The sequence below is a fragment of the Bacteroides sp. D22 genome, assembly GCF_000163675.1.
Classification (GTDB): domain Bacteria; phylum Bacteroidota; class Bacteroidia; order Bacteroidales; family Bacteroidaceae; genus Bacteroides; species Bacteroides xylanisolvens.
This window is the reverse complement of the sequence record NZ_GG774810.1, coordinates 56,337-80,843: the sequence shown is the minus strand read 5'-3', so window position 1 is coordinate 80,843 and position 24,507 is coordinate 56,337. Positions and strand designations below refer to the sequence as shown.

General features: G+C 44.4%; 13 protein-coding genes. 2 read left to right on the top strand and 11 right to left on the bottom strand.

Annotated elements, in window-relative coordinates:
* Window positions 1–322: 322 nt before the first annotated feature.
* From HMPREF0106_RS09550 to HMPREF0106_RS09575, 6 genes are all read right to left on the bottom strand, one after another.
* Entirely contained in the window at window positions 323–2,827 is a 2,505-nt protein-coding gene (locus HMPREF0106_RS09550) for a glycoside hydrolase family 31 protein (protein WP_032851454.1), read from the bottom strand.
* A 36-nt stretch (window positions 2,828–2,863) separates the two neighbouring features.
* Window positions 2,864–4,645 (bottom strand): glycoside hydrolase family 66 protein, encoded by a 1,782-nt coding sequence (locus tag HMPREF0106_RS09555; protein WP_009040315.1) that lies wholly within the window; start codon window positions 4,643–4,645, stop codon window positions 2,864–2,866.
* Window positions 4,646–4,659: 14 nt separating this feature from the next.
* The gene (locus HMPREF0106_RS09560) at window positions 4,660–6,177 is read right to left on the bottom strand and encodes a SusF/SusE family outer membrane protein (RefSeq protein ID WP_032851453.1); all 1,518 of its coding nucleotides are present in this window, start codon (window positions 6,175–6,177) and stop codon (window positions 4,660–4,662) included.
* A 36-nt stretch (window positions 6,178–6,213) separates the two neighbouring features.
* Window positions 6,214–7,677 (bottom strand): RagB/SusD family nutrient uptake outer membrane protein, encoded by a 1,464-nt coding sequence (locus tag HMPREF0106_RS09565; RefSeq protein WP_410491999.1) that lies wholly within the window; start codon window positions 7,675–7,677, stop codon window positions 6,214–6,216.
* Window positions 7,678–7,719: 42 nt separating this feature from the next.
* The gene (locus HMPREF0106_RS09570; protein ID WP_050427876.1) at window positions 7,720–10,719 is read right to left on the bottom strand and encodes a SusC/RagA family TonB-linked outer membrane protein; all 3,000 of its coding nucleotides are present in this window, start codon (window positions 10,717–10,719) and stop codon (window positions 7,720–7,722) included.
* A 212-nt stretch (window positions 10,720–10,931) separates the two neighbouring features.
* Window positions 10,932–12,581 (bottom strand): DUF6377 domain-containing protein, encoded by a 1,650-nt coding sequence (locus HMPREF0106_RS09575; protein ID WP_009040311.1) that lies wholly within the window; start codon window positions 12,579–12,581, stop codon window positions 10,932–10,934.
* 170 nt (window positions 12,582–12,751) lie between these two features.
* Here HMPREF0106_RS09575 and HMPREF0106_RS09580 point away from each other — a divergent pair, with 170 nt between their 5' ends.
* The gene (locus tag HMPREF0106_RS09580; RefSeq protein WP_004298606.1) at window positions 12,752–13,885 is read left to right on the top strand and encodes an AAA family ATPase; all 1,134 of its coding nucleotides are present in this window, start codon (window positions 12,752–12,754) and stop codon (window positions 13,883–13,885) included.
* A gap of 243 nt (window positions 13,886–14,128) precedes the next feature.
* Entirely contained in the window at window positions 14,129–15,856 is a 1,728-nt protein-coding gene (locus HMPREF0106_RS09585) for an ATP-binding protein (RefSeq protein WP_004298610.1), read from the top strand.
* Window positions 15,857–16,617: 761 nt separating this feature from the next.
* Here HMPREF0106_RS09585 and HMPREF0106_RS09590 read toward each other — a convergent pair.
* From HMPREF0106_RS09590 to HMPREF0106_RS09610, 5 genes are all read right to left on the bottom strand, one after another.
* Window positions 16,618–17,079, bottom strand: a complete 462-nt coding sequence (locus tag HMPREF0106_RS09590; RefSeq protein WP_009040310.1) for a hypothetical protein — start codon at window positions 17,077–17,079, stop codon at window positions 16,618–16,620.
* Window positions 17,080–17,610: 531 nt separating this feature from the next.
* A complete protein-coding gene (locus HMPREF0106_RS09595; protein ID WP_085931325.1) occupies window positions 17,611–19,815 on the bottom strand; it encodes a glycoside hydrolase family 2 protein in 2,205 nt (734 codons plus the stop codon).
* Between the two features lie 5 nt (window positions 19,816–19,820).
* The gene (locus HMPREF0106_RS09600) at window positions 19,821–21,488 is read right to left on the bottom strand and encodes an arylsulfatase (RefSeq protein ID WP_004298622.1); all 1,668 of its coding nucleotides are present in this window, start codon (window positions 21,486–21,488) and stop codon (window positions 19,821–19,823) included.
* Complete coding sequence (locus tag HMPREF0106_RS09605; protein WP_004307753.1) at window positions 21,485–22,672, bottom strand: family 43 glycosylhydrolase; 1,188 nt, start codon at window positions 22,670–22,672, stop codon at window positions 21,485–21,487. The genes HMPREF0106_RS09600 and HMPREF0106_RS09605 overlap by 4 nt, the downstream gene beginning before the upstream one ends.
* Before the next feature lie 47 nt (window positions 22,673–22,719).
* Window positions 22,720–24,273: a sulfatase gene (locus tag HMPREF0106_RS09610; protein ID WP_009040308.1), complete on the bottom strand. Its 1,554-nt coding sequence runs from the start codon at window positions 24,271–24,273 to the stop codon at window positions 22,720–22,722.
* Window positions 24,274–24,507: the final 234 nt, after the last annotated feature.

The following is a 24,507-nucleotide window of genomic DNA, read 5'->3' as shown; positions in this document are numbered from 1 at the left end:
ATTCCTTTTTTAAGAATCATCGTTTTTTAAGAGGCTACTGATTCCTTCAGAAGGCTCTTTCAACTTTTATCCTTCAATAGTTCTTTTGTCTTATCCGCCAAAAACAGGGGGATATTAATCAAATTACCATCTTGTTTCAAATTCAGCATTGAATAGCGAACCAGGTAAGCGGGTTGGAAAAGCTTCTCATAATGAATCACACTTTTGATATCAGAAATGTGATAACTTACACATTTCTGATATGAGTTTCGTGCGAATCTACACATTATCCATATAAAACGAAAGAAAAACTCTAAATATTAGCTTGCCAACAGCTCCCTGTTTATTTAAAAGTAATCATCAGCTTTTCATCAATACCTTTATCAGGTATTCTCACACTACAGACACCTGTTTCCTTATCCCAACTCCACGCTACAGTTTCAGTGTCATTCTCTAAATCTTCTTCCAAGCGTTCCGGTTTAGTTTTCTTTATCTTCTTTCCTTTGACAGTTATCTCTTTCGGAGCTTTCGCAGAATAAATACGGAACAACAGATTTCTCGGACCGGGAACAGTGTATCCTTTTCCTTCACGGGCAGAGACGGTCAGTTCATATCCATTTGCCAGAGTGCTACAAATAATCGGTGTTTTGACAAATTCATCACGCTGATATCCTAAGTCTTCTCCTTCATCTTCGTAGAGAGTAAAGGCAGCCTGTGCACCTTCCTGTGCGGGGAAGACTTCAAAAGTAAGTGGATATACCGGTTTCTCATGGGTGTAGTTCATCACCGGCATGGTGGGGATGATGGAACCTTGCTTCACAAACATGGGAACAGAGGACAAGGGAGCATCAACAGTAGTCCATTGCTCTCCGGTGTAAACCATCTGCTTGTTGTTGTAGTCTATCCATGTGCCTTCGGGAAGGTACACGTTCTTTGTGCGGGCACCTTTCTTCACCACGGGAGCTACCAGTAATTCACGACCGAACAGGAATTGGGCATCCGTAGAAAATGTTTCCATATCCATTGGATATTCAAGAAACAGAGGTCGCATGATAGGCAATCCTGTATCATACGCTTCGCGGGCGTAAGTGTAGATATACGGTAACAAACGATATTTCAGCTCGATAGCCGCTTTCGCGTTCTTTTCCGCTTCCGGTCCGAAAAGCCACGGTTCCACCGGGTTATCTCCCTCATGGTGGATACGACTCAAAGGATTGAATGCACCGAATTGAATCCAACGGGTATAGAGTTCCGCCATAGCCGGATAATCCTCAATATCCCCACAGTAACCGGTAATATCACAGGAAGAAAATGGGATTAATCCCAAACCTGCGGAAAGCATTACAGGAATCTGATTGGCTAATTGTCCCCAACCTTGCAATACGTCGTCTCCGTTTCCGCTATCACCCGTCCAGCCGAACGTATAACGTTGCAATCCGGCATAAGCAGCACGAGTCATTTGAAAAACACGACGGTCCGGATTCCTCTTTTCAAATTGCTCCTTCACCACTTTGTCCCAGGTCAGGCCATAGACGTTATGGATTTCATCGTGCATACCCAAATGGTGCTTCATCACCAGGCGTTCCGTCTGCTCTTCGTTACTCCAGGCAGGTTCGCCCATATCTGTCCAGAAGCCGGAGATACCATCATCAATAGGTTTCTGCTGATAAGCCCCCCACCAGTCGGCTACGGCAGGCAGGGTGAAGTCCACCACTCCGCAGTTCCCACCCCACGGCCAGGGCATATCGTAGCTTTTGCCGTTCGTATTGTCCTTTACAAAATAGCCTAAGCGGTCAGCTTCTTCCCATTGTTTTTTATTGGCTTGTGCAATTACCGGGTCTTGAGATACGACTACCTTAAAACCCATCTCCTTCAAATCCGAAAGCATCTTTTTGGGGTTTTCATAGTTTCCTTTGCGCCATTCGAAATCCTGCAAGTATTCTGTCCAGCCGATATCCTGATAGATAATATCACAAGGGATTCCCCGTTTCCGGTAGCCTTCGGCTATTTCACGGCTTAACTTTTCACTTGTCAACAGACCGCGGCATTGGGCAAAACCCAACGCCCATTTCGGCGGCATGATAGGTTTTCCGGTCAGTCCGACATATTGGCTGATGATTTCTTTATAGTCTTTACCGAAGATAAAGTAATATACCATTTCCCCGTTCGGCGCTTCAAAACTGTAATAATCACGGCTTTCCGTTCCGAATTTGAATTCTGTCTTATAGGTGTTATCAAGAAAAATACCATACCGATAATTGCTCATAAAGAAAGGAATACTCTTGTAAAGAGGATCTTCTACCACACTATAACAAGGTTTGTCACTATTCCACATCTTATAAGACTCGCCACGACGATCCATCTTTCCCGCTTTCTCACCAAGTCCGAAGAAGTGCTCGTCACGACGAAGCACTTTATATTCCACCTTCTTCGTTCCTTCACTGACATGACCTTTATCGGCATAATCACTAAACAAGAGTTTCTGATATTTATCGAATATCTGAAGACTCATCGGAGATTTATTCACCCGGATACGCAACTTCGGAGTAAATATCTCGTAACAGGCCGCCTGTTCATCCACATGAATAGTTCCTACCTCTTCCAGTTCTTCATTAATCACTGCAAACGAAGCATTTCTTCGTTGCAATTGCCCGTCGGGTGAGAACCAGATTTTCACGACGGAAGAGCTGCAAAGTTGCAATTGCAAGGCGGCACTGTCCGCCAGGTGAAAAGTCACCTGACGTCCCTGCTGTGTAAAAGAAGTGCATGTACGTGTCTCATTTTCCGCCCAAACCCATGTTGGAAATACCAGGCACAACACCCATACCCATAATCTATATCTAATCATCATACCTATCATTTTAGTTATTCTGTAGCAACCGCTTTATTCAGCCACAATCATCGTCCAATATTTCAGGGAAGGCAATGTAAATGAGACAACCCCGTTCTCCTGTGTAAAGGCCAATTCCTGCAAAGCTCCTCCGTGTACATCCGGCGACGCTACCCATAACTTATTCACCTTTGCCGACAGATTCATTTGCAAAGCCGCTTTTGTAATCAGAGCCGGTTCCGGCATCGTACCGTCCACATCTCTCCAGCTAAGACTGTTCGCTTGCGAGAAATTAAGAAGATGTATCACTTGCTTGCCACCTACCTGCTTGGCATAAGTAGTAACTGATCCCTGTTGAGGAGGCCAACTATTCAATCTCATTTCGCCATTGGTACAATTCATGGAAACACTATTCTCCGTACCACCGTCACGAAGCAGATTCTGATAAGAAGTCAGGAAATCATAATAACGAACCATCGCTGTTTTCAATTCTTCGCTCATTGTCAGGTTCTCATTCGGAAAGTACTCTTTGCACAACATGTGATCGCCTCCCAACTCAAGGTGCGAACCACCCAAAGCAAACATGACAGCATCTGTCAATAAGACACCCGGCGTATTAAATTCTCCTCGGTTATTCGCTTTATTATAATTCATATAAGCTGCAAAAACCGTATTCAACTGATAATTGCCATAGACTCCATTTTCATAAAGAATGGCTTTCAGATTGGTAAAATCAGCCTCATCTGCCCACACCTCATTATAGAAGAAATCAACTTTACCTGTCTCCCCTATCTGACGGGCACCGTAACGGCTGACCGCATTCATCACCAAACTCTTGTCCGGATGAGCCTGCTTCGTCGCTTCAATAAAAGAAGCATATCCCTCACGCAGATTGACCGGAATACCGTTGTAATTGTACAACGTGCTGCGTCGTCCCAACTGGTCTATCTGATAGCCGTCGAAGGCAAAGTTCACATATACATCATCATTCCTCTCGTTCAAATATTTCTGCCATTCCTTATTAGAAGGATCTACCAGATAAATATTACTTTTCCATCCGCCCGGCAGATCATGACTGTCTTTAGTAGTGTGAGAAGCATCCTTAAACAAATACCATTCCTCCTTCACCCCGTCCGCAGCGGCATCCTTCAACGCCCCAAAACAAAGATTGTAAAACATAGACTTCATACCGAAACGATGCTGCGCTTCAATGTAATTTTTCACCGAACTTGTATAAACCTCCCGGTTAGCGATGTCCATATATACCTCGTCCAACTGTGTGCGTGTACCGCCCAACGGCCAGTGATGTTTATTATGCCAGTCCTGAAACTGTACCCAATTGATGTGATGACGATTCAGATACGCCATCTCTTCCTGTGTCTTTTCAGCCGTCTTCTCCCGACTGAAATCAGCGACAAAACCATAACGCGGAAAACGTGCCGGATCACTGGATACATCTACCGCAATCGTACCGACAATCACATCCGTACCATTCTCCTGACGGTACAGTTCCGCCATATATCCTTTGAAATCAGTAGTAGGCGGTTGCCATGTCCAACTGGTACCATTTACCACCGACTCTTCTCCGACAACCTCCCCTAAAAGACGATAACGAACTTTAGTTCCGGCAGGCAACGCATCTTCTGCTGTAAATACCACTTTCTCCCCCGGTTTATAGAAAGCCTTATCCGTAGACAGGTCCACACTTAAATCCGATGTTACCGGAGTCACTTCGGTGACACTGCCCGAAGCTCCTCCATTCTCCTGGTTCGACCCATGATCGTCACTGCAAGCCATACACAGGAAAGCAGCCACCAAATATATTATTTTCTTCATCTTGAATTCTTGTTTTATTGTTTCACAATCGAAATCGTCTCTTTCAACTGGTCAATCGTAATCCGATAAGAACCGGCTTCCTGAATATTCCATTTATAATCCAAACTACCCAAATCTGTATCCGGATACATACTGTGCAACTCCGCATCCGACTTGGTAACGAACAATGCCGTCTCTACTTCCCCCGTCGGAGCCTTGTTGCTCTTATCCGCCATAAACCAATCCCCGTTCCAGTCTGACTGCTTATCGCAGGAAATCTTCATCTCACCTGCCTTCAGCGTGCCGCTCCAAGTAAAGATATAAGGACTGTCGGCACTCTTAGTCATCGGAGTAGCATTGTCCAGACTCCATCCGTTCGGAGTTGCCTCACCCACCAGATACAATCCTTCGTAAGGAGTGAACGGACGCATCAGCATCTTTTCTTTTCCCTTTCCTGTGTAGAACCATACTTTATAAGGCTTGCCACATTCGGCTTCCTTCATCTGCCATTTAGTATCGTCATCTCCTCCAAGTACTACCGATGTCGAAGTGTACGGAGCATTAGCCACGGTAGGATGGAAGAAAGCATCCGCCTGACCGAAGTCTGCCACAGAAGCGAATTTAAATTCTCCGTCTGCTTTCCAGGGAATCACAGCTCCATAATGGAACAGATCCATTTGGGCAGCATCTTTAGACAGCGCTTCAAATCCCCAGCCACCGTTGCCAGTAAACGAACCGACAATGAAAAATTCCTCATATCTCCAGCCAATATCTTCTGTTTCGGTAAATGTCAACGTTAGGTCTAACAGGTTTACTTTTACGATGTAGGTTGCCTCTTTATCGATTGTAAACGGCTCGTCCGGTTGGTCACCCGATGTACGATAAATTAGTTTGAGTTCTTCTCCGGCAGTAGCGTCACGGTTGTACGACGGCAGGAATTCTCCTAAGGTCGTTATAAACTTGAGCGATCCGACGTTCAGTTTTCCTGTCCATGTAAACTGTCCATTATCCGTACGCTCCATTGCCGTTGCGTCATCGGCGCTCCATCCATTCGGGGCAGCATCGCCAATCAGGTAAAGCGTGGTAGTAACCGGCTGATAAGTAGTCACCGTAAAGGCAGTCGTCGCGCTCTGCTTCTGATCTTCCATTCCGGCAACGACGGCTGTAATACGTGCTTCCAGCTCCGCTTTTACGGCATAGCCGATACCAAACAGCGAATTTAAAAACTGGTTGAGTTCTTCCACTTTCTTGGTCCACTGGTACGTTCCCGTACCTAAATCCACCGAATAAGCATTTGCAAAGTCCGTTCCGGCTTTCGCCAGTTCCAACGTATAAGAGATGCGGTTACCGCTTCCATAATTCGTTCCGGTAGTCCATGAAAGCGCCAGCGCCTCCTGACTATGGTTCTTTTCGTTCAACACCAGCTCCTGCTGATTCACCGAAAGGGTGAGAGTATCATGTCCTTTATCTGTCTCCATATAATCCTCGGCACAGGCAACCATCGTTCCACCGATGAAAAGAGAGCATAACAACTGATATATATATTTCTTCATCATATTATTTGTCTAAATGAATGATTATAAAACGGATTAATAACCGGGATTTTGAGTCATCAGGTGATTGGAGTCCATCTCCGTCTGCGGAATAGGCAACAGGAGACGTTCTTTGGTCACATTATTCTTACCGATAGATTTCAGGAATGTCAATGCATAATTTCCATTATCAACCCGGATCATATCGAACCAGCGATGTCCCTCAAAAGCAAGTTCCATCCGGCGTTCGTGAATAATCTTTTCTCTCATTTCGGTCTGCGTCAGAGTGGTCGGCAGCTCTGCCAGTCCGGCACGCTTACGAACGATATTCAATGGTTCGGCAGCCTGATCCGGATGTCCCTGCTCGTTCAAAGCTTCCGCTTTCTTCAGTAAGACATCCGCATAACGGTATACTACAAAGTTGTTGGGGTTGGTATTATACTCCGGAGAGACGGTTTTCGATACAAGGAACTTACGTACGTTATAACCCGTATTCGACCAGGAACGTTTGTATTCCATGCCGTCAAAAGCAGGACAACCCTGATACAACACAGTGATGTCTTTCCGCAAATCACCATCCTCGTATTGCTTGATAAACTCTTCCGTAGGCAAGTTCCATCCATAAGCACCGGCTACCATACCCGAATTACGTGGTCCCATGAAAGTAGACAACCAGGACGCTTGATTATCGCCGCCCCAAAAGTCATATTCCGTACTACCGGAGTATTGCACTTCGAAGAGAGATTCCGCACCATTATTGATCGTCGCATTAAAGTTATCGGCATAATTGCATTGAGCCAGATCATATCCCATTGCAGCAATGTTATTGCACAAGGTCACTACTTCATTATAATAGTCACGATGATTGGGAGCCAGTGTCAGGTAAATATCCGCCAGCATCGCCATTGCAGCCTCTTTGCAGGCACGTCCCCTGTCAGCATCTCCATAACTGCTTTTCGGAGGAAGCATATTCACTGCATTTTTGCAGTCGGAAAGAATTTGAGCATATACCTCATCTACCGTATTACGGGCAATATCCGCAGATTCTCCCGGTTCAAACGGCTCCAAACGCAAAGGCACCCCTCCGTATAAACGAACTAGAATATAATAATAATGTGCACGCAAGAAATAAGCCTCACCCATGCAACGGGTCTTTATCTCATTGGAGATAGATGCCGAAGGCAGATTGGAAAGCACAATGTTGCAACGTCCGATCCCAACCCACGGAGAACGCCATACATACAAAGCAAAGCCGTTGTCGCTTTGGGTTATGAAGTTGGAAGCTTGAACAGTCTCCAAACCGTCAGTACCTCCTCCGGCTCCTACTTCACTGTTGCCTGCAATGATGTCGAGGCTCCAAATACGCTGGTTATACATATTAGATGACTGAAGAGTCTTGTAGCAGGCAGTAGTCAGTGCCACAGCAATCTCATTCGTCACTTCCGACTCGGGATCGACGCCATATTTAGGATATTTATCCAAGAAGTCGTTGCACGATGTCAATGCCAGCACGGCAGACATAAATACTAAAGTTATTATCTTTTTCATATTCTTTCTCCTGATTTAAAAGTTAAAGTTCAAGCCCATACTGAAGGTGCGTGAAATCGGGTAACGGCTGCTGTCGATGCCATTAATATCCACTTCCGGGTCGAAGCCGGAATATCCGGTGATAGTTGCTACATTCTCGCAAGAGAAAGAGATGCGGGCATTTTCCAGTTGAATCTTTTGCATCCACTTTTTGGGCAGTGTATACGAAAGCGTGATATTCTTCAGACGGAGATAGGAACCGTTTTCCACAAATCTGTCGGATACACGGCAGTTCTGGTTCGGGTCTCCCCAAATGGCGCGGGGCATAGAGTTGCTGGTACCTTCACCCGTCCAGCGGTTCAATACGGCTGTGGTTTGGTTGTAAGCGGCTGCCATTCCTTCGTTGTCAACATTGTTGGCATTATAAATCTTGTTTCCCGATACGCCTTGCAGGAAAACGGAGAGTTCCCATCCCTTATAAGAGAAATTATTGCTTAAAGAGAAGAACCAGTTCGGATTCGGGTTACCGATAACGGTACGGTCTTCATCGTTGATGACTCCATCGTTATTCAAATCCCGGAAACGGATATCCCCCGGAGCGGCTCCCGGTTGGGTGGCGTGGCGGTTTACTTCCTCCCAGTTTTGGAAAAGCCCGTCGGTCATGTATCCGTAGAATACATTGATCGGATAACCGGCTCTAAGCATAGTCACGTATGAATTACCCATCTGATTGATAAACATCGGGGTTTCGCTGTTCAGGTCCAGAATTTCATTCTTGTTATAGGTGGCCGTTAAAGCAGATTCCCAAGAGAAAAGACCTTTCAGGTTGATGGTGCGCAGGGTCATTTCCACTCCTTTGTTGCGCATCTTGCCGGCATTGGTAAAGGTTTCAGTAGTATCTTCAAAACCGGAGGTGATAGGGATGGAAGCTTTCACCAACATGTCTGCCGTCTTTTTGATGTAGGCATCCAACGAAAGGTTGACACGTGAATTGAACAGACTCATATCCACACCGAAGTTGGTCTGGCGTACCTCTTCCCAATGAATATTCGGATTGGAAAGGGTGGTAGATACCAAAGCGGTGGAGTTGTTGTTGCCGAAAGGATAAACTCCCGTATTATAGGAAGCCACAAAGCCGTAGTTACCGATTTCCTGATTACCGGTCACACCGTATCCGATACGCAGTTTGAGGTCATTCACCGGAGAGTTGTCTTTCGGGAACCATTCTTCCTGCGAAATACGCCATGCCAGAGAAACGGAAGGGAATGTTCCCCAACGGTTGTTCTTACCGAAGCGGGAGGAACCGTCACGGCGCACAGTGGCTGTAAGCAGGTATTTATCTTCGTAAGAATAGTTGAGACGTGCCATCAGAGAAAGCAGTGCCCAGTCGCTCTGGCTGCCACCGATACTATACATCTTCTCGCCGTTGTCCATTTCATGGATATTATCAAACATGAAGATATTCTTTTGAGCATTCAGGTAATCATAGTTGTTCCACTGGGCGGAAGAACCTGCCATCACACCTACACGATGTTTTTGGGCGAAAGTATGGTCGAATACAAAATAATTATCCCACAGGTAGGTAAATGATTTGTTGTCACTCTTATAGCGGGAAGATTCTTCTACCGGATTCGGTTTCCAGTCGTAAGCCGGAGTAAAGTTGTCGACAAACCAGAATTTGGCATCATAACCAAAGGTACTTTTCAACTTCAACCATTTGGTAAAGGCAATCTCTCCGGTGATGTTTGCCAGAAAGTTATATCCTTTTGTCTCGTTCGTCATCATATACAACGTACCGATCGGATTGCGGACACTTCCATACCATTGCGCTTCCTGTCCGGGACCGCTCCAGTTACCGTCTTCATTCTTCACCGGCTGGGTGGGGAGTGCTTTCATCGCATCTCCGATGCTATAGCTTCCTCCTTCTTTCACGTCCGTACTGAATGTCAGGTTAGTAGTGAACTTCAACCATTTATTGACCTGGGCATCACTATTTGCCTGGAAATTGAAACGACGGTAATTAACGCTTTCCACGATACCGGACTGGTCGAGGAAACCGCCGGATACATAGTAATGTGCCTTTTCCGTACCACCGGAATAGCTAACCGAATAGCTTTGTTTCACTCCCGTACGTAGCATCTCATCCAGCCAGTTCGTTCCTGTTCCCAATAAAGAAGGATCTGCCCAATAAGGGTTTGTATTATCATCATTATTAGACAGCATATCATTGCTCAAGGCGGCATATTGCGCAGCATTCAGCATATCGGGCACTTTAGTAGCGTTCTGAATAGCCCAGTTTGCGTTTACCGTTACTTTTCCGGCACCTTCGGCACCACGTTTGCTGGTAATCATCACCACACCGTTGGCACCACGGGAACCATAGATAGCTGTTGCCGAAGCATCTTTCAATACGTCTACCCGTTCCACATCAGCCATATTCAAGGAAGACAATCCCAAGTCGGTAGGAATTCCGTCAATGACAATCAGCGGGTTACTGTTGTTGATCGTACCCAAACCGCGGATTTTAATGGTGACATTATCACCCGGCTTACCGGCATCGATAATCTGCACGCCGGATACTTTTCCCTGCATTGCCTGACCGATATTAGCTACCGGAGAGTCTTTGATGTCCTTCACTCCGACAGAAGATACGGCACCAGTCAAATCGCTCTTTTTCATTGTTCCGTAACCTACCACTACTACTTCGTCCAATACTTCCGTATCTTCCTGCAAGGTTACTTTCAACGAGTTTTTCCCGTTCACCGGAACTGTCTGCGTTTTATAGCCGACAAAAGAGATAGTCAGCGTGCTGTTAGCCGGAACGCTTAATGAGAAATTACCGTCTACATCGGTTATCGTACCATTCGTTGTACGTCCTTCCACCACACTGGCACCGATCACCGGTTCACCCGTGGCATCTACTACATGTCCTTTTATTGAAATCTGTTGTGCGAATGCACTAAGAGATAGGAACAAGCCCCACATTATTAATAAGAGGCGGCGTTCAAAGCCTTTCGACTTCATACTCTGTTTCATGTACATTAATTTAAAGTTAATATTAGGGTTACTTTTGTTTTCGTTCTCTGTGTCATTGCTGAAATGACCGTGAAACAAAAGTATCCACATTTCATACTGCTTCTTTGAGCAGATAGCAAAAATATAGTGATTTACACAGTATCTCACAGCATAAACCACTAAATATAAGAACGTTATAAAATAGAAGTCAGACTAAAAAAGTAGTGATTTTCTTATTCTTCCACCTTCCCTATTTGCATTACTTTAGTCTCAAATTCATCTCTTTCTCCCAAAGCTTTGTTACGGACACGGGTCCGGTAATTATAAATGGTAGTCACGGAATAACGGAGGAATTGCGCTATCTTAGTGCTGTCCGTAATCCCCAGCCGGATAAGGGCAAAGATACGGAGTTCGGTGTTCAACAGTTCTCCCGGTTTGGATTGCATGGGTTCTGTGAGCAGCGCATTAAATTCCTCCACAAAATTGGGGAAAAGTTGCAGGAAAGTCATGTCGAAGTTTGCATAAAACTCTTTCAGTTCTTCGTCAAGGAATTGAGAAGATTTAATGGCTTTATATAGTTCTTCCACTCTTCCGGCAGCAGCAATTTTATTTAGGGAACGACGGTATAAATCCATCTTGTCGAGATAAGTGGAGCATTGGTCCATATATCGGCCGATATATTCCTCCTTGATATAATTGGCTTCCGAAAGCGTATGGTTCATCTCTTTCAGTTGCGAGTTAGAATCGTGAAGTTCTTCGTTCAGTTCTTGCAACAACGTATTGGTATCAACCACTTCGCGACGTGCGGCAGCAACCTTTTTCATCTGCTTGTAAACGAAGAAAATGGCAACCAACAAAAATACGGAAAGCAAACTGATACAAATCAATGATACTTTCATCTCCTGTTGCTGCCGTTTGGTTTTCAATTGGTAAGCCTGGTCAATGATAGGAAAGACTTGCGAGATTTCTAACGTACGAAGGCGGGCATTACAAAGAGTGGCATCCTCTAAGGAGCATTTCAGGTAATTGTAAGCACGGTCAATATCCCCTTCATCGTAGACAAGGGAAGCGAGTTTGCGCAAAGATACATATTCCTTTACCGCCGATTTCAGGTCGGCAATGGCCGAAAGGGCCAGGTAATGTTTTTGCCCCTGCTTGTCGCCTTTCAACCGGTAACCCTCGGAGAGAGTATAAGTAAGCATTGCTTTTGAATGGTCATCCAAAGAAGGTTTGTTGTAATATTCCATCAGCATACGGATGGCTTCATCGTATTGAGCATGTACGATGCACTTATCCGCCATCACCAATACGTGTCCCAAAGAGTCGGAAGCGTTGACCTGCAGAAGAGAGTCACGATACAGATCCGTCATTCGATAATACTCTTTCTTGACTTTCTCCGTAACGGCATAATCTCCCATCAATCCGTAAATAGTGCGATACAAATGATAATAATAACCATAGAGATAATCGGGCAGCATTTTCTTATCAATCTGCCCCAATAGTTCCAACGCTTCTTTATACATCCCGGTAGTTCCCATCACTTCCGCCATATTCATGGCAGCATCATCCAGATAATCCAGTTTATCCATGCGATGCGCCAGTTCCTCTTTCCGTTGAGCATAGACAAAAGACGAATCCAGATTATAAGCCCGGTATTCATCGAAAAGACGTCCGCAAAAACCATATCGTTGTTCATCGGAAGTAGCCTCCGCCAACAATTTCTTCAGGTCAGCGATACGCGCCTCCTTTTCCGCTCCATAAGTCTGACGGTTTTTAATGATACCATCAATCTCACGAAGTAACGCATCGGTACTCTTATTATCTTTTGCATAAAGCAGACCGGAAAGGACAATTGTCACAAAAATCAGAATCACTTTTTTCATAGTGCCGTATGTATTATAGTTGCAAAGATAAAAGTCTTTCAGAAACTTCCGGCTTTCAGGAGAAAATTATTGCAGGCAGAAAAACAATGTTTATTAAAAAGAGGAGGTAAATCGGATTTATTATAAACATAATTATTATATTTGTAATAATTGTATTTATAATAATCAGTATGGCAATCGTTAATAACCCTTTTATCGTAGGCGGATACCTATCTCCCCATTACTTTTGTGACCGCGAAGTGGAAACAGAACAGTTGATACGTAACATAACCAATGGAAGAAATGTCGTTATCATTTCTGTGCGTCGCATGGGAAAGACAGGTCTGATTCGTCATTGCTTTTATCAGGATGAGATTAAAGAGCATTACTATACATTCTTCATTGATATTTATGCGACAGCCAGCCTTAGGGAATTTGTATTCGCTTTGGGAAAAGAGATTTTCGAGAAGCTCAAACCCAAAGGAATAAAGTTCATCGAACGTTTCTTCTCCGTCATTTCCTCACTGCGCGCAGGTTTTAAACTGGATTCTGTTACGGGAGAACCCACCTTCGATATTGGATTAGGAGACATTCATACTGCAGAAACAACACTGGATGAAATCTTCGCTTATTTAGAACAGGCTGATAAACCTTGTATCGTAGCCATCGACGAATTTCAGCAAATAGGCAATTACACAGAGAAGAATGTAGAAGCCATATTGAGAACTAAAGTCCAGCATTGCCAAAATGCTCGTTTCATCTTTGCCGGAAGCCAGAAACACATTATGATGAATATGTTCAACAGCCCGGCCCGACCTTTTTATCAAAGTGTCAATATGATGCAACTAAAGAGCATTCCGCTTACGGCATACAGGGCATTTGTTGAAAGGCTTTTCCTTGAAAATAAGAAACGTATTGAAGAAGAACTGATAGACGAAGTATATAATTTCTTTGAAGGACATACCTGGTATGTACAACTCATGTTTAATGAATTATATATACTGACCGGAAAAGGGGAAGTGTGTGATCGTTCCCTCCAAAGTATTGCCCTGACCAATATCCTGCAGATGCAGGACTTCACATATCAGGAGATTTTCTCCCGCCTTCCGGAAAAACAGAAAGAAGTACTGATTGCTATCGGAAAAGAACAAAAAGCAACCGGAGTCACTTCAGGAAAATTTATAAAAAAATACAAGCTAAGTACTCCGAGTTCCGTACAAGCTGCACTCAAGGGATTACTGGAAAAGAATCTAGTCTCGCAGGAACAAAATCAGTATGAAATAGCTGATAAACTGTTGGGAGTCTGGTTACAAAAGAATTATTAGACTATAAATCCTAGAAATGAATAGTTAAGAATAAGGTTTCATTCATTTTTGGTACGGTTATTAGCAAAGCATCTCCATTATCAACATTATTTGGCTAATGACATAAAAACGCAAGAGGGTTTATATTCATCACTCTGGTGCGTCAACATCCCCAACTTTCTTTCCCTTTCTTTGTTCTTTCTGCGGGAATATGCTACTTTTGCATTATCTCATAAATATGAGAACTAAAGAAAGGAACAAATTATGGAAGAAGTAAAAAGAATCCCTTACGGAGTTTCCAACTTTGTGGAAGTGGTGGAACAGAATCAATATTACGTGGATAAGACTATGTATCTGCCGTTGTTGGAAAAACAACCTAGTAATTTGTTCTTTATCCGCCCCCGCCGTTTCGGCAAGAGCATCTTTCTGAGTATGCTCCGAACTTATTATGACATCGCTCAAAAAGAAAAGTTCGAAAAACGTTTCAGCAATTTATGGATAGGCAGTCGTCCTACACAGTTGCAAGGGACTTTCCAAATACTCTTTCTTGATTTCTCCAGAGTGGGAGGGCTTGACAGAACGCTTGCCGAAAACTTTGATGATTACTGTTGCGGCGGACTGGATGATTTTGCTTCTATCTATGAACCCTATTATTATCCCGGCTTTGAAGAGGAAATGAAAGCCCAATACGGCACTACCAACAAACTGAATTTCCTCGATCGCAAGGCACGCAACAACGGCTCCAAGCTTTATCTGATAGTGGATGAATATGATAATTTCACGAATGTGGTGCTAAACGAGCAAGGCGACAAAGTCTATCACGCCCTAACCCACGCCAGTGGTTTCTACCGCGAAATCTTCAAGAAGTTCAAAGGCATGTTCGAACGCATCTTCATGACCGGAGTCAGCCCCGTAACGCTGGACGACCTGACTAGCGGATTCAATATCGGCTGGAATATCAGCACCGATCATCAGTTTAATATGATGTTGGGATTCAGCGAGACCGATGTACGCGAGATGATCCAATACTATAAGGATGCCGGACAGTTGCCGGGCAATACGAACATAGATGCGATGATAGAGGAAATGCGACCGTGGTATGACAATTATTGTTTTGCCGAAGAAAGCTTGGAGCGTGACCCGAAGATGTTCAACTGTGACATGGTGTTTTATTATCTGCGTCATTATATGACTTTGGGCAAATCCCCCAAAGAAATGATAGACCCCAATACCCGCACGGACTATAATAAGATGAAAAAACTTATCCGGCTGGACAAATTGGACGGTAACCGCAAAGGAGTGTTACGTAAAATCACCGAAGATGGGCAGATTGTCACCACGTTGACAACTACCTTTCCCGCTACCGATATTACCAAACCTGAGATTTTCCCCAGTCTGCTTTTTTATTATGGTATGCTTACCATTACTGCCACTCGCGGCAACTATCTGGTGTTAAGTATTCCCAATAATAACGTGCGTAAACAGTATTACGAATTCTTGTTGGAAGAATATCAGGACAATCGACATATTAATCTGAACGACCTTGGCCTGATGTATTACGAAATGGCTTACGACGGCCATTGGCGTGAAACGCTGGAATTTATCGCCCATGCCTACAAGGAAAACTCTTCCGTGCGCAACGCTATTGAGGGAGAGCGCAACCTGCAAGGCTTCTTTACTGCTTACCTGAGTACGAATGCATATTACCTGATAGCCCCGGAAGTAGAATTGAACCACGGTTATTGTGATCTGTTCCTAATGCCCGACCTGATACGCTATGACGTGAAGCACAGTTATATCATCGAACTAAAATATCTCTCTGTCAAAGACTCGGAAGCGAAAGCCGAAGCCCAATGGAAAGAAGCTGTAGAGCAGATAAAAGGTTATGCTGCCGGTCCCAAGGTACGCAGGATGATATACGACACCGAGTTGCATTGCATCGTCATGCAGTTTCGCGGATGGGAGTTGGAACGGATGGAAGAAGTCAGATAGAAACTCTGCCTGATATAATTATTCTGAATACACAAATTTTCATTTCTCATAGTGTCTTTCCAGTCAACCTATAACAAGAATAAAAAAACAACTAGTCAACCATTATCAGGGAAGTACATATTCTTTTTGTCCCATATATTGTGGGAAAGTATTCCCTACTAACTGGGAAAAGATTCCCTCATTTTGTGGGAACAAATTCCCATAATATGAGGAAATACTTTCCCACAATATATGGGACGATCGGAACTAGTTTATCTTCAACTAGAAAAAGGAAGAAGACAGTATCTTGACTATGAGAAATACCTTGAAATACTATGAGAACAAGGTGAATTTTAAGCTAAAATAGAGGGTACGTTATGAGAAATACCATATTAGAAAGTATTTCTCATAAGCTACTTATTTGATTCTTTGTTGTTTATCAGTCATCAATGAGAATATGAGAAATAAAAATGAAAAATCGTGGTTCTTAATCAAATTCCGTGCTAGTAAAGCTCATTGAAAGGCCGATGGATAAAGGGATATCGGCATATTAGAAATAACAAATAAATTATCCAAACTATATGCATCTTAAAGTACTCCAGAATAGCCATGAATAAGGTAATTGAACATAAATAAGTAGCACGGAATTTGATTAAGAACCAAATCGTTTGCAGAGCTTGCTGAATTTTTAATTGATGTACTCATGACTGCACCGCTCTTAGTTAAATGGAAATTTAGGGGCGCTATGCCCCTAAATTTCCATGTTTGAGTTGGCATTTGCCTCATTTCCAGACCTTTGCAAACCAATTCAATTTTATTCTTTTGATTCTCATACACCACTTTTTTAACCGGCATTTATAACAGTTGAACTGTCCTAATTCAAGTTCTATTTCTAAATCCCGTACCCGTTCGTTTTGTTCCATCCACATGCCCCGTAACGCATCCCGCTGTGATTTGGCTTCCCTATACATTTCAAGCTCTTTGTCGCGTGCCCCTAAGAGGAAAGCATATATCAAGCACGTCTCGGATTTACTGATACAGAATTGTTCCAATGCTTTCACATATTCCGGATCAATGCCTTTCTCCCTGGTTTTCAGGAATCCACGGAGACTTTCATCGTTTACAACCGTTTTGTAATCCTTGAAATATGACATGATTACCCGCATATCCACCCAAAGTTGGATATATTCTTTTTTAAGATTGTATTTCTTAGCCGCTTCTTCTACGCTAATCCATTCTGACATAATGTTCGTTTTTTTATGTGTGATACAATGAAAGAGGGATACTCTTTTTATTATATTAGTGCAACGGGCATCTACGCTTCCTGCAGTCCGGTGGGCGGGGATTGGTCAGGTTATATTGGGGTATTATGAATAAACCGACCGGATACAAGAAAGGCGTAGATGCTGTTGCACCATTATCCGCTCATGAGGCTTAGCAAGACCTTTCCAAAGGATAATGATAACAACAGACACCCACGCCAATCGTTTATATATAACACATTCCTGACGGATATGTTGATATACACCGTTCGCGTGGAGTATCTGCTGAATCATCTCTCTTTGGTCGAAAGTTGCTAATTTTCATGAGCGAGAGATAATACGCTTTTACTCTAATAAGAGATAAAACCACTTTCCACCAGTTCCATCACGCTGATGGGCGGAAAGCGTGTGACAAAGATAAATGATTTATTTGGAATATATTGGAAATAAGGCAATAAATAATACAAAGGTACGTACCTTACAATAGAAACAGACAAAAGAAAAACAAGTCTGTTAATAAGCCCTCAACCCATAATCAAACCTCATCTTCTTGCTATCTTTCACTTCAATTCTCAACAAATTACTTCCTTTTCGCAAGTAACGGCTGTAATCGCTGATATTGTATTGATTATATTGCCTGGTCTGCTTTGCCTCCTGCGCAAAGACTTCCACTCCATTCAGCCAAACTTTGGCTTCTCCGGCAACATTCAGCCATAAAGACAGATGATTGAAATCCTTATCCACCTTAAAAGTAGCTTCTGATACTACCGTAGAACGAGGGGGACAGTCGAAAGGCAAAGAAGTCATTTTCAGCTCCTGACCGTTCATACCGACAAGGCGGGTATTCTTGCTTCCGTTCTGACTGTCTGCAATCAAAGTAACCGCTTTCACGGGAGTGATTTCATACAAACGGTTGTGCATCAGGTGTAACAAGCCTTCCGGTATTTTAGTTACTTTCCGGTCGTAAGTAATCAGGCCGTTCACTTCTCCTTCCACATCAGTGGTTTGTGTATAAACAGCCGCACTCAACCCTTGGGCAATCAGCGTTTCCAAATCATATACCAGACGGCCGTAACTATCAATCAGAGCCATTGCTCCGTCTATATTCTTATACCCCCAGTTCCTCATATTCGGATTCCAGATATGTTCCTTGATCGCCCAGCCATAGCCGCCGAATTCTCCCAGTACGGAAATGCGGTTACCGTTGTTCTCCGGCAGAATCATGGAAGTGACAGGATAATTATGTACGTCGTACATATCGCCTACGCCTCTGTCCGTCCAGCCGGTCACTCCGTTTATCAGGCGTGTATCGTCGTATTTTATCACTTTATTTACGATTTCCACCGTGTTATGCTGTCCCCATCCTTCATTGAAAACCACCCAGGTAGTGATACAGGGATAGAAACGGAGACGGTCGATCATTTCGAACATTTCTTTTTGCCATTGCCGGGTGTGTTCTTCGGGAGCGTTCCAATCAGTAGTAGCCAACGGATTGACGTGTTCCTCCTTCTTCCTTGACGTAGCAAAACCGGAAACCATGTCTTGCCACATCATCAATCCCAGAGAATCAGCGTAATAATAATATTGCTCCGGTTCTACTTTGATATGTTTACGGATCATATTGAATCCCATCTTCTTCAACTGCACCATGTCCCACAACATCGCTTCCTCGGAAGGAGGAGTCAACAATCCATCGGGCCACCAGCCTTGATCGAGCGGACCGTATTGGAAGATGGGTTGGTTATTCAGGCAAATACGGTTATATCCGCACTCATCTTTACAGACATCTACTTTTCTCAAGGCAAAGTAACTCTTTACCCGGTCTAAAACACGTCCTCCATTGGATAAGACAATATTCAAATGATACAGTTTCGGAGATTCGGGAGACCATAAGACAGCGTTTGGAACGTCTATCTCCATCACATCACGCAACTTCTGTTCCACCGTCTTGATTACTTTGCCATCATCCAACACTTCTATTTTCACTTCTTCATTGCCTTTGGCTCCGATTATATCGAAAGCCAGCTTCACGGATTTTCTTTCAATATCAGTGGAAGGAAGTACCTGACGGATATAGGTTTTATTCACCGCTTCCAGCCACACAGTTTGCCAAATGCCCGATACAGGCGTGTACCAAATACCTTCCTGATTAAGTTGTTGTTTCCCTCGGGAAATAGATTCCGTGTCCGTCGGGTCGGTGACGGCTACTTCAATGCTTTGAGGGCCACTCTTCTTCAGGTATTTAGTAATATCGAACGAGAACGGGTTGTTTCCTCCTTTATGCGTACCGACCAACCGGTTATTCACCCATACTTGACATTCATAATCCACTGCTCCGAAATGCAGGATAGTAGATTTGTTCTTCCAGGAAGGATCTAAGGTGAACTCACGTTGATACCATAGTTTATCCGTAGGAAGAAATGTTTTCTGCACTCCGGACAGAGATGATTCAATCGCAAACGGAACCAGGATTTCCCCTTCAAAGGAAACGTTCTTCCGAGGCGTGTTCTGATCCGTTACGGCATACTTCCACAATCCGTTCAGATTGATCCATTCTGCCCGTTGCAACTGTGGTCTAGGATAACTTTGCCACACATTTTCCGGCGTCACCTGTTCAGCCCATACTGTTTTAATTTTATCTCCTTTAGGCTCCCATGCATGGGTAAACACCTGCGACATGGCTCCTAAAGCCAGAGTTAGTAAGATTCTCTTATCCATAAGCATTAGCGGGTTTTATATTCTTTAAAATCTTTCCGTCGATTCTTATTGTAGGTATTCCACATTTTCTGGAAATACAAAACATCACTCTTGTCCGCCCATTCGAAATAGGCTGTTTCCAATTCTTTTGCCATTTCAGGATATTTACCGATCAGGTTGTGCTGTTCGGTACGGTCTTCCTTGATGTTGTACAATTCCCATTCATCTCCCTTGAAGTTGGCGGAAACCAGCTTCCAGTCACCTTTACGCACCATGCGGTTGCCTTCATGCTCGGCATAAATATATCTTTCGGGCATCTTCTTTCCTTTCACAATCGGAAGGATAGACTGACCTGCCGTAGGCAGAATCGCTCTTCCCTGATATTCTTTCGGATAAGTGGCTCCTGCCAGTTCCACACAGGTAGACATGATATCGGAGAATTGTGCAGGCTGATGATTCAGTCCGCCTTTGTTCTTCACATGATTACCCCAGGAAATGATACACGGAGTGGAAATACCTCCTTCGTGTGCATAATGTTTATAGAGCGTGAACGGCGTGCAGCAGACATTTGCCCAGCCTGTACCGTAATGATGATAGGTTCCGGGCAAACCCATCTGGTCGAGTTCTTCTCCGGTATGGGTATGGTATTCGACTCCGGTCTGTTTGTCGAAGCCAAATTCGTGCCATTCGGCACAAGCTCCGTTATCGGACATAAACATGATAAACGTATTGTCCAACTCACCGTTTTTCTTCAATTCATCCACTACCCGGCCGATGTTCGCGTCCATCACATCTACCATAGCGGCAAAAATGGACATACGGCGTGCGAGGTCGGTCTGCTGATCTTTCGTCAATGAATCCCATGCCGGTAGCGGATGCGTTTCATCTTCAAACAGACTTTCGGGAACTACACCACGCGGACTAAGTGCCGGCTTTCCCTGCATAAGTTTCAGGTCCACAATCCGTTTCCAGCGGGCGTCACGAATCTTGTCCCATCCCTGCATATAGAGAGACATATATTTATCGGTCACTTCTTTCGGTGCGTGCAAAGGGAAATGGGGAGCGTTATAGGCCAGATACAGGAACAACGGTTTCTTCTCCTGATGTGCCTGGTCGATAAAGTCAATCGCATAATCCGTTATCACATTGGTAGCGTAGAAAGTTCCTTCCTCATAATGTCTGGGGGTACGGTCTTTCGGCAAACGGGTATATACTGCCGGATTCCAGAAAGAATTAAATCCGCCCAACAAACCGTAATACTCCTGGAAACCACGAAGAATGGGATTCGACTTATTCCCTAGATGCCACTTTCCTGACATAGCCGTAAAATATCCGGCATCTTTCAGGACTTCTGCAATCGTGACGTTGTCCGAATTGGAACGGAAACCGGAATATCCTTTCGGCCAGGCAGGATGACTGCCGTCCATGTGTCCCAATCCCGTCTGATGCGGATAAAGTCCCGTCAACAGGTTGGCACGCGACGGGCAACTACGGGCACTGTTGTACATCTGCGTCATACGGACGCCATTCTTTGCCAGTTTATCCAGTACCGGTGTATGAATCTCACCACCGAAACAGCCGAGATCGGAGAAGCCCAAATCGTCTGCCAGTATGATAATAATATTCGGCTTGTCCTGCGCATACGTCATCGGGACCAGAGCCAGGCTGCCTGCTATCAATAAAGAAGTTTTCATTTGGTATTATAATTAAAGTTGGGTTTGAATTTACCATTCTCATAGATCATCGGAATTAATCCGGGACGGCACGTCACTTTATACTCTGCCGCCTGTGCCCCACGCGGATTGAAGAACATGGTAGCCCACCAGTTTCCATCCTTATCCTGGAAAAGATTGTTGTGTCCTCCTCCCGTGATGGCATTGTAGCGTTCGCTATAGGGACCATACACATTATCGGCTGTCGAGATGATGCAGTCGTAACTATAACGTGTCTTCGGCGAGGTTACTCCCTTTTTCTCGATATAGGTATCTCCCTCCGACGTACGGTGCGACCATATAGCCTGTACGAGGTGATATTTGTTATCATATTTGAAGATAAACGCTCCTTCAATATACGGTTCCGGATTATATTTTTTCTCTTTCAATGTTTTCAGTTCCTCGGCAAATCCGCTCATATCCGGTTTCATACGGGCGATATAATGGTTGTGCCCGACAAAGTAGACAGTGCCGTCCGTATCTTCGAACAAACTTCCGTCGATGTTCGGGAAGATAGCTTTGTCTTTATTACCTTCGATATTCTCGTACGGACCTTCCGGTTTTCCGGTCTTGCTCCGCAAAATAAAAGAACCTCTCCCGCCTGCCGACTCATTCATGCAGGCAACGATAAACCAGTTCTTCGCGCTTTTGATATAATGCATTTCCGGAGCCCACACTGCATGAAAGCGGTTGTCCATCGGATCACCGTTGATGGATTTCTTCTGATATTTCTCTCCTGCTTTATATACTTTCGGTTTCTTTTGCCAGGTTCCGTCTTTTTCCATCGACCATATTTGTCCTCTGGCTTCCCAGGACTTCATATCTTTGGAACGCCACAGGTACAAACCGTCGTTCCAGTCCCAGCAATGCCTCTGTCCCGGAAAGTAACGATCGGGAGTAGAGGTGGTTCCTGTGATATAATAATAACCGTCGGGACCCAGTGTAGCCCAAGTGTCCCTCATCCAATAATCAAATGCCGGCTTTACAGATGTCGGAACACGTAGTTCCGGAGCGTTTGTATCTGCCGTTCCATATAACTGTGCTGATGCTGTAGAGATGGAAATAAATCCTGTAAACAAGATCAATCCTAATCGCAAAATCAATTTCATATATTTCTGTTTTATGTTTACGGATACAAAAATAGGCCGTTGCGGGGCAGACTTCATGGAATCATGTTTTTAATATCCGTAGGTATGTACAATCTTCTTATTTTTTAGTATTCCGGATGGAGATAATTAAATGGATTCTGTTTAAAATGGTAACGTCTTTGCGGGAGAGGCAGCGGGTCCTGCAAACGCAACTCCCATGCCAGTAAACGGGTCAGAAGTTCTGTTTGAATTTCGCTGTATTTCTTCTCGCCAAACAGATTATGAACTTCCGAAGGATCTTTCTTTAAATTATAGAGTTCTCCGTTGCCATAATGATTCATGACCAGTTTCCAGTCATCCTTTCTTATCATGCGTGAGGTACCGCTTTGCGTCCAGGTGTTCAGTTCGTCGAAGTGGGCTATTTTGCCGGGAGTCAATGCTCCTTCCTGTTCAAAAGTCAGGGAGGCATCCAGTCCGACATCGGCTCCTCCGAAGCCTTGTTGTACGACCATGCTGGAGAATTCTTCTTTAGGGTAAGCTTTTCCGGTCAGCATCGGCCACAAGCTACGACCCTGAACTCCTGCCGGTATTTCGGCACCGATGGCAGAGCAGAAGGTGGGGAAAAGGTCGGCTATCGATACGTGGCTATCCATAGGGGCAGGCTGGTTCTTGATGTGATATCCTGCCCATACCATCGGGATACGTGCGAGGCTTTCGGAAAGTCCAGCTCCTTTACGGATCAATCCGTATTCCCCCCAGTAGTCACCGTGGTCGGAGAGTACGACAAAGATGGTGTTTTCATATTGTCCGCTGGCTTTCAATGATTCGATCAGTCTCTTGATCTGATCGTCTATCAACCGGATCATTCCGATATAGTTGGCACGGATTCGAGGCATGTCTTGTTCCAGGTTCGGGCAGGACGCGTCTTCCAGTTGCGCCAGAATACGGTATTTCTCTCCTTTCTTTGCCAAATCTTTGCGGGAGGTCTTTAAGACGGGAAGCTTATCGGGGGAGAACATGGAGTAATAGGGTTCACATACCTGATAAGGGTTGTGAGGTTCCGGAAAAGAGACCCATACGAAGAAAGGATTTTCTTTCTGCTGTTTAATCCATGCCAGTGCTTCGTTCACGATTTTGGTGGGATGCTGTTCTTCCAGCGAGATGGGAGATGGCTCCAACCATTGCCCCCTGGCTTGCTGATTCAGGAAACGGGCAGTCTCTTTCTCTGCGGGAGTCGTCTTTTTGTGCTTTCCCCAGTGTCCGTATTCAGACCAGAAATCAAGGTCGGCAGGTTTTAGGTAAGCGTGGTTCTTGCCGACCAATGCTGTTTTATATCCGTTTTCTTTCAATACGCCTACTAAGTCCTGTTTATAGGAAATATCGGCGATATTGTGATTCGTGCGTACGTGAGTGGCGGAAGGAAAACGCCCGGTGAACATGGAACAACGTGCCGGAGAGCTGGCCGGCATCACAGTGTATGCCTTATTGAACCATACATTCTCTTGCGCCAACCGGTCGACAAAGGGAGTCACTTCCAGCGGAAAACCTTCCCTGCCGCACAAATCGGCACGCTGCTGATCGGTCATAATAACCACAATATTCGGTTTGCCGGTTTGTGCCTGGGCTGATATTGTCAAACCTTGTATGGCAAGCCCTGTGATACAAAAGATTGCTTTCATTTTATTAATTTGCTATTTGACGATTAAAAAACTGTCTTGACTTATATCTCGGAATAGTAAATGATAATTTTGCGGAGTGCCCTGAAAGGGCTTAATTATATAGCGTAGGGCAACGCCCTACGTAAAAACGACAATCTGAATTTGCGCCCTGAAAGGGCATAATTGTATACAGTTCCGCCCTTTCAGGGCTTGTGGCTGGTGTGTCTTTTTCGTAGGGCGTTGCCCTACGCTATA